Source organism: uncultured Candidatus Puniceispirillum sp. (genome assembly GCF_963979125.1).
In the GTDB taxonomy this organism is placed as follows: domain Bacteria; phylum Pseudomonadota; class Alphaproteobacteria; order Puniceispirillales; family Puniceispirillaceae; genus Puniceispirillum.
In genome coordinates, this window is sequence record NZ_CAXBVX010000096.1 from 1 (window position 1) to 7,420 (window position 7,420).

At 50.2% G+C, this 7,420-nt stretch carries 7 protein-coding genes; 5 read left to right on the top strand and 2 right to left on the bottom strand.

Translation table 11 applies throughout. The annotated features are described in order from the left end of the window. Positions 1-647 (top strand): sulfur transferase domain-containing protein (locus ABNT28_RS08990; protein WP_332923622.1); only part of this gene is annotated, 647 nt, incomplete at its 5' end. Positions 648-662: 15 nt separating this feature from the next. Here ABNT28_RS08990 and ABNT28_RS08995 read toward each other — a convergent pair. Together ABNT28_RS08995 and ABNT28_RS09000 are read right to left on the bottom strand one after the other, a co-directional pair. Next, positions 663-2,432, bottom strand: a complete 1,770-nt coding sequence (locus ABNT28_RS08995) for an ABC transporter ATP-binding protein (protein WP_332923623.1) — start codon at positions 2,430-2,432, stop codon at positions 663-665. 5 nt (positions 2,433-2,437) lie between these two features. Continuing rightward, complete coding sequence (locus tag ABNT28_RS09000; protein WP_332923624.1) at positions 2,438-3,508, bottom strand: glycosyltransferase family 9 protein; 1,071 nt, start codon at positions 3,506-3,508, stop codon at positions 2,438-2,440. 182 nt (positions 3,509-3,690) lie between these two features. On the opposite strand from ABNT28_RS09000, the gene ABNT28_RS09005 reads away from it, so the two are divergent. From ABNT28_RS09005 to ABNT28_RS09020, 4 genes are all read left to right on the top strand, one after another. Next, the gene (locus tag ABNT28_RS09005) at positions 3,691-4,371 is read left to right on the top strand and encodes a lysophospholipid acyltransferase family protein (RefSeq protein WP_332923625.1); all 681 of its coding nucleotides are present in this window, start codon (positions 3,691-3,693) and stop codon (positions 4,369-4,371) included. Then, positions 4,371-5,651, top strand: coding sequence for a glycosyltransferase N-terminal domain-containing protein (locus ABNT28_RS09010; RefSeq protein WP_348721426.1), 1,281 nt, complete (start codon positions 4,371-4,373; stop codon positions 5,649-5,651). Before ABNT28_RS09005 ends, ABNT28_RS09010 begins: the two co-directional genes overlap by 1 nt. Continuing rightward, positions 5,648-6,652, top strand: coding sequence for a tetraacyldisaccharide 4'-kinase (lpxK, locus tag ABNT28_RS09015; RefSeq protein WP_332923627.1), 1,005 nt, complete (start codon positions 5,648-5,650; stop codon positions 6,650-6,652). The genes ABNT28_RS09010 and lpxK overlap by 4 nt, the downstream gene beginning before the upstream one ends. Continuing rightward, positions 6,645-7,420: hypothetical protein (locus ABNT28_RS09020; RefSeq protein ID WP_348721427.1), on the top strand; the 776-nt coding region annotated here is incomplete at its 3' end. The genes lpxK and ABNT28_RS09020, both read left to right, overlap by 8 nt.

Sequence of the window (7,420 nt, forward strand, 5' to 3'; positions counted from 1 at the left end):
CCCCGCCGGTAAAGCGGCGTGGTGCCGCCGACTGGATTGATCTAATCTTAAAAGATCACGGATTTTTGCGGCTTTTCTGGCATAATCGGCATGAAATAGCCCCCGGCATGTGGCGTGGCAATCAGCCTGGCCCAGTCGAGGTAGGTAGAATAGCTGCTAGCGGGATCAAAACGATCATAAATTTACGCGGGCCACGAGATGATGGCGTCTGGCAGCTTGAAGCTGAAGCCTGTGCCAAAGCGGGCATTACCTTGCTGGATTTTACCGCCCGTTCGCGTGCCGCACCGGATAAGGCCATGTTGCATGATGCCAAAGCCATTTTCACCGCTATAGAAAAACCAGCCTTGATGCATTGCAAATCAGGTGCTGACCGCGCTGGATTGATGTCTGCTTTATATATGCTGGTTGCAGAAAAACGTCCTGCCCGTGAAGCCGCCAAGCAACTGGCGTGGAAATATGGACATGTGAAACAAGCCAAAACCGGCCTGCTTGACGTCTTTTTCAAAGCCTATTTCCCTTATGAAGATCAAGGGATGGCATTTTATGATTGGGTCGATAATATCTATGACCCTGAAGCCATGCTGGCTGAATTCCGTTCGCAAGGCTGGGCAGACCGCCTTATCGACAGCGTATTACGCCGCGAATAAGCATATCCATATTGTCTATTTATCGGCAAAGAACTGTAGCTTGCATAAGCGTGCATAAAGGCCGTCTTTGGCAATCAGATCATCATGCGTGCCGGTTTCGGTAATGCCGCCATCTTCCATCACCAGAATCATGTCGGCATTGCGCACAGTCGCCAACCGGTGCGCAACCACCAATGTGGTACGTCCCTTTTGCAACCGTTCAAGTGCGGTTTGCACCTGTTTTTCCGACGCGGCATCAAGCGCGGCTGTGGCCTCATCAAGAAGCAGAATGGGTGCATCTTTCAGCATGGCTCTGGCAATCGAAATGCGTTGCCTTTGCCCCCCCGATAGACGATTACCCATGGCACCAACCTGAGTCTGATAGCCATCTGGCAGTGCCATTATAAAATCATGTGCGGCGGCATTTTTGGCAGCGGTCATAATGTCGTCATTAGTGGCATCAGGCCGACCAAAAGCAATATTTGCTGCTACCGTATCTTCGAACAGAACCGCTTCCTGGCTTACCAAAGCTATATTTGCCCGCAGACTTTCGATTGTCAGATCACGGATATCCTGTCCATTAATTGAAATCATACCCGCATCAACATCATAGAATCGCGGCAATAGATTGATAATTGTTGTCTTGCCAGCCCCGCTTGGCCCAACCAAAGCCACGGTCTGGCCTGATGATGCGTTAAAACTCACATCACCAAGAGCGGTTTCTTTGCCATAGGTAAAGCCGACCTTGTCAAAGCGAATATCACCCTTGTCGCCTTTGCCAATTTTTAATGTACGGGCATCCGGAGCATCGATTATCAGTTTAGGAATGTCCAGCAATGACAGAATTCGTTCCGCCGCCGCCAAGGCTTCCTGTGTCACCGCATTCAACGTGCCAATACCCCGCACGGGTTGCACGAGCATGATTAAGGTGGTGATAAAGGCGATAACATCGCCCACCTGCATATCGCCATTGGCAACACGCCAACCTGCCAGCGCAACAACACCGCCAACAGCTAAACCGCCAATAACCTCAAGAATAGGGTCAATCATCGCGCGTCCAGTAAGCAAGGCAACAAGCCGCGTGAACAAACCATCAAAGGCAGTTGCAGTACGCTTGGTTTCTGACGCTTCCATCTGATAGGCCTTGACCATCCGCACGCCTTGTAGCGTTTCGGCCAGAAGCGACGTCACGCCTTCCATATGCGATTGCAGACTACCCGAAGCCTTGCGTTGGCGATTGCCAATACGAATGATCGGCTGAATAGCGATTGGATAGACAGCCATGACAATCAGTGTCATCAGCCAGTCAAGATAGATCATCGCGCCGATAAGCACGATCACAGTCAGCGCATCACGCACCAGATTATTAGCTAGTCGGACAAAGGCTTCGCGCACCAGATTCAGATCATTCATGATACGTGACATGAATGTGCCAGCTGGTTCGCGCGTGACCACCGATAGATCCGCCTCGATCAGGCTTTTTGCCATGTCTTTTTGCAAATCGGTTGTCACCCGCAAAGCCAATTTATTGACCTGAACCGTTTGGGCAAACAAAGCACCGCCTTTTAGCAAGGCTAGCAGAATAATAACAGGTGGCGCATATAGAATGACCTCGCCAGCGCGGCCATCAGCAAGGGCGTTAAAAATATATTTGGTTAAAAGTGGATAAGCCGCCGCCGTTGCCGCAACAAAAGCCATCAAAGCGACTGTACCTGCTAACTGGCCACGATAGCGCCGCACCCAACCTTGCCACATGCGATTAAAAATCTGGCGGTTTGCTCCGCGCTTATCAAGGGTCTTAGACATTAGCTCTATCCAGCATGCTGTGGCGGCAGAAGGTCGGCAATTGCCGCTGCCACGCTTTCAGGCATGATCGTATCAATTTGTCCCGGAATGCCAATTTTTTCCTCATCAACACATACAGCCAGAATATTCGGACTGTAAGTCAAAGGGCGGGACTGTGCAAATAGGCCAATTGATGGTGTCCCCGCCACCGCCGACAAATTCAACAGGCTGGTATCATTGCCAGCATAGCAAATCGAACGGACAAACAGGGCAATAGCGACATCCAGCTTGTTGGTACAACTAATCACACCAGTCACATCAGCAAGATATGAAAACACATCGTCTATAATCGGCTGTTCCGAAGGCGCACCCATCAAACCAATGTAAATGTCAGGCCGGTCTTGGCGCATCTGTGTTACAAGTCTGGCAAAATTTTCAGCTGACCAGCGCCGATCAGGGTGCATGGCCCCTACCCCCATGATGATGAACGGGCTTTTGCCATTATCATCAACACCGATTTGATGCGCCGCCAGAAATTTATCCGCTTCGTCAAAAGCAAAATCGGTTGGTGTGATATGCCACGTGTTTGTTACAGGGGCAAACCCATTAATATCAGCAAAGATCGCCATTTTGCTGGTTGGATGTTGGTGGCGCGCTGACTTTGGCAGGAAGTAACCACGATTCAACCAGTATGACTGACTGCCAATGCCATATCCAAAACGAGCGGGAATGCCCGCCAGCCAAGCGGCAATGGCATAGGTGGAACTGTGATGCATGATGACGACCTGATCAACGGCTGTGTGCCGAAAGCGTCGAGCTAGCCGCCATAGACCCATAAAGCCGTCATGCTGGCCACGCTGGCCGCGCTGTGACCTGTCTATATCTAGAATCTCGACAACGCCGGGGGTGTTGGCGAATAATACTGATGCCTGCACGGTTGGTTTGGTAGCCAGAATGACATCATAAAAATCGGCAAGATGATCGATCCACGGTTTATGCCAGACCATATCACCAATACCAACAAGCGGCTGAATAACAAGTAAACGGCGGCGTGGCATCCCCTCTTCGGGGGTTTCAAGTCGTAAGAAAGACGTCATAGATATCTAAAACCAATCCCAATTCGGCGCCTGCTTATCTGGTAATGTCAAAGTTTCGCAAATTTACTATAAATAACAGTACCGCAGACAGCTCTTAATAGGCTATTTCTATATTTATTCCTAGCTATTTGCCATCCGGCTTTCTGCTTGCAACAACTTTATGGCCCGAACCAGACACGCTTATGTTCAAACGCTTTATCCGAAACAAATTTGTTATATGGTGCCTAAGCTGGGTTGTTGCTGGTATTATTGCGTCGATCATGATTACTACGCGCTGGAAAACGGTGAATCGTCAGCATGCTGACCAAATATTAAACAATCATAATGGTTTTGTGCTGATTTTATGGCATGAGCGCATTTTTGCCGTGCCATGGCTATGGCCGCGGCGACATCCGATGTATGTTCTGCAATCACCACATGCTGATGGACAGCTTATGTCCTACACTGTTAACCGCATGGGTATCCGAACAGTCTGGGGCAGTTCAAACCGCAATGCCATTTCCGGTTTGCGCGGGATGAAGCGTGTTCTTGACCGCGGCCAGATTGCAACCATCACACCCGATGGCCCGCGTGGCCCCGCCCGAAAGCTGGCCGTTGGCCCCGTAGCGCTAGCTGCGATGGCTGGCAAACCTGTTGTGCCAATATGCTGGGCTGTTGACCGTTATTGGCGTGCGCCAGGGTGGGACGGCACAATCATTCCCAAGCCATTTGCCCGTGGTCGGTTTATCTGGGGCGAGCCAATCGATGTGCCAAAAGGGGATCGTGACACGATGGAGGCAAGCCGGCTAAAGATTGAAGTGGCGATGAATGATCTTGCTGATAAAGCTGATCGGTTATTTGCCGAGGAGGATGCCCAGCGTTGATGTCATTACGCCTATATAATTTTTTATGGACATGCCTGTACCCTTTTACTGGCCTTGTGATGGCACGGCGCGCCCATGTGGGAAAGGAAGACAAAACCCGCCTTGACGAACGTTATGGGCGCTATAGCACAATATATAAGGCGGGGGGCATATGGCTTCATGCTGTCAGTGTTGGCGAAGCGATTGCCGCTTTGGCACTGGCCGAAGCCATTCATGATGAAGACAAGGATAGCCCGATCATCATCACCACCAATACGATTACGGCGGCAGAAATGATCGCCCGTGCAAAAACAAGTGCCAACATCACACATATCTATCAGCCGCTTGATCACCCTGCCTTTGTTGATCGCTTTTTGGATATGTTTGCACCAAAGGTTGCCATTTTTCTGGAGTCCGATTTTTGGCCAAATCTTGTCACACGCACCGCCGCCCGTCATATCCCAGTCATATTTGCGTCAGCACAATTATCACAAAAGGCTGTTGCATCTTGGCAGAAACGCCCCACGGTCGCCCGCCAGCTATTTGGTTGCACTGACCTGATCCTGGCGGTTGATGCCGATCAGCAACAAAATTTTATCAATCTGGGTGCAAAAGCCGCTGACGTGCATGTTGGTGGGTCATTAAAAATGACCGCAGCAACCCTGTCGATTGATGTTGGCTTGCAGGCGTTGATCCGCAAAGCCAGCGGTAACCGTGCGATCTTTCTGGCAGCTTCAACGCATGAAGGTGAGGATGAAGCGGCCATTACCGTGGCACGCCAGCATGCTGATAAAATTCTGACAATCATTGCGCCACGTCATCCCGAACGCGCCGATGCCATTGCCGATATAGCGGATAAGGCGCTGGATCAGACCATCCCGCGACGAAGCAAAGATCAAAAACCAGACAGCAAAACAGCGCTTTACATCCTTGACAGCCTGGGCGAAATGGGTAGCGTTTTTGACCTTGCCGATGTTGTATTTTTAGGTGGATCACTGGTTCCAAAAGGCGGGCATAACCCGCTAGAGCCAGCCAGCTTTGGGGTGCCTATTATCACCGGCCCGCATATTTTTAAAAATGAAAATGAATTTGGCGCGCTGTCTAGCTGTGATATTATACATTTAATTGATAAGCCAGATGATCTGGGCGCAATGGTTACTTCTGTGCTAGCGTTTGATTCTCGAAAAAAACAACAGCACGCCAAGGCGGCCAAAACCTATGTTGAAAGCGCCCGCCAACGCCCGCGAGAAGCCGCAAGAATGATTTTTGCATTGGTCAATGCCAAGACAGTAGATAGATGATTAAAACGCCTGAATTCTGGAATCATAAAGGGATCACATCTACGGCCCTGTTACCGCTTGCCGCCCTATGGTCACTGGCAACGCATTTGCGTGACCATCTTGCCAAGCAAACCAGCGTTGCCTTACCTGTGATATGCATTGGCAATCTGAGCGCTGGCGGCACGGGCAAAACACCCCTTGTATCACTGCTATATGATCGGCTTGTTGATGCGGGGATGAACCCTGTCATTTTGAGCCGTGGGTATGGTGGATCACAAAAAGGCCCGCTGTGGGTGGATGGCACAATCCATACTGCCGCCGATTGCGGGGATGAGCCGCTGATGCTAGCCGAAGGTCGTGACGTGATTATCGGACGTGATCGGATCGTGGCCGCCCAAACCATTATAAATCGCGGCATTCATAATATCATTTTGATGGATGACGGCTTGCAGAACCCCTATTTGAACAAAGATATGGCGGTTGGTGTTTTTGATGGCACCGCCGGTATCGGCAATGGAAGACTATTACCCGCAGGGCCGATGCGCGTTACTTTTGATGCTGGCCTTGCCAGCCTTGATTTTGCCTTTATCAATGGTGAGGACGAGCATGAGCTGGCAAAGGCAATCGATGGACGTGTGCCTATCATGACTGGTACCGTTGTTGCCGATCAGACAATCATTACCGATCTAGGAGATGCACCGTTGTTAGCATTTGCTGGCATTGGTCGCCCGCAACGCTTTTTCCGCACCATCGAGAAAGTAGGCGGGACTATTGTGCAAAGCTTGGCATTTGCTGATCATCATCTCTATACGCAAAGTGACCTATCACGGTTACAGGAAGATTCGATTCGCCTTGGCGCCAACCTGATTACAACACAAAAAGACTGGATACGCCTGCCTAGCGAATGGCGCGAACGGATTTCATTTCTGCCTATCACAATGCAGACTGATGCGATTGATGAATTGTTAGGGCATATCATGGCGATTGCCGATCAAAAAGCGAGTCACGGCATCAATGTCTGATCCCCTACCCAAAGTCATAGTAAGGCTGATACGTCAAACTATCTTCTGGCCATTAGAGGCATTACTGGTATTCATCCTGTTTGGGATTGCCTGGATTCTGCCTGTAGCTATTGCCAGTGTCTTTATGGGGCTGGTGATGTCGATATTGGGCCCACTAACCCCGTGGCATAAACGTGCACGACGCAACCTAGCTTATGCCATGCCGCATTTGTCGCACGCCCAACAAAGCCAGATTTTACGCGGCATGTGGATGAATCTGGGGCGTGTGATTGGCGAATATCCGCACATAAACAAGCTTGTCGATACAGGCTATGTTGAATTTGTCGGACAAGAACATATTCGCGATATTGAAACGGGTGGTTTCCTGATCAGCGCGCATATGAGCAATTGGGAATTAGGCCCCTTTGCCGCGCGGAGTGTTGGTAAAAAAGTTGCGGCCATTTATCGCCCGCTCAATAATCCGTTTCTGTCGGGGTTGCTGGCACGCCGACAGCGTACCTTTGGCGGCGAAATGTTCCCAAAAGGTCGTGAAGCCGCATTGGGCATGATTAGCGCCATTCGAAAAAACCAGTTCATGTGCCTGCTTATCGATCAGAAATTACGCGAAGGCATGGCAGTTCCATTTTTTGGACATCCAGCCAATACGCCAATCGGCCATATCAAAGTCGCCATCAAAAAAAATGTGCCTATCTTCTATGTGCAGATGGTACGGGTATCAGGATGCCATTTCAAATTGACGATCTCACCCGCAATCGATCTACCAGATCA

What these genes read in the sequence shown, in the direction of transcription:
- lpxK (WP_332923627.1), top strand. Translation starts at nt 5,648, where the DNA reads ATGATTAAAACGCCTGAATTCTGGAATCATAAAGGGATCACATCTACG.
- ABNT28_RS08995 (WP_332923623.1), bottom strand. Translation starts at nt 2,432, where the DNA reads ATGTCTAAGACCCTTGATAAGCGCGGAGCAAACCGCCAGATTTTTAAT.
- ABNT28_RS09005 (WP_332923625.1), top strand. Translation starts at nt 3,691, where the DNA reads ATGTTCAAACGCTTTATCCGAAACAAATTTGTTATATGGTGCCTAAGC.
- ABNT28_RS09000 (WP_332923624.1), bottom strand. Translation starts at nt 3,508, where the DNA reads ATGACGTCTTTCTTACGACTTGAAACCCCCGAAGAGGGGATGCCACGC.
- ABNT28_RS09010 (WP_348721426.1), top strand. Translation starts at nt 4,371, where the DNA reads ATGTCATTACGCCTATATAATTTTTTATGGACATGCCTGTACCCTTTT.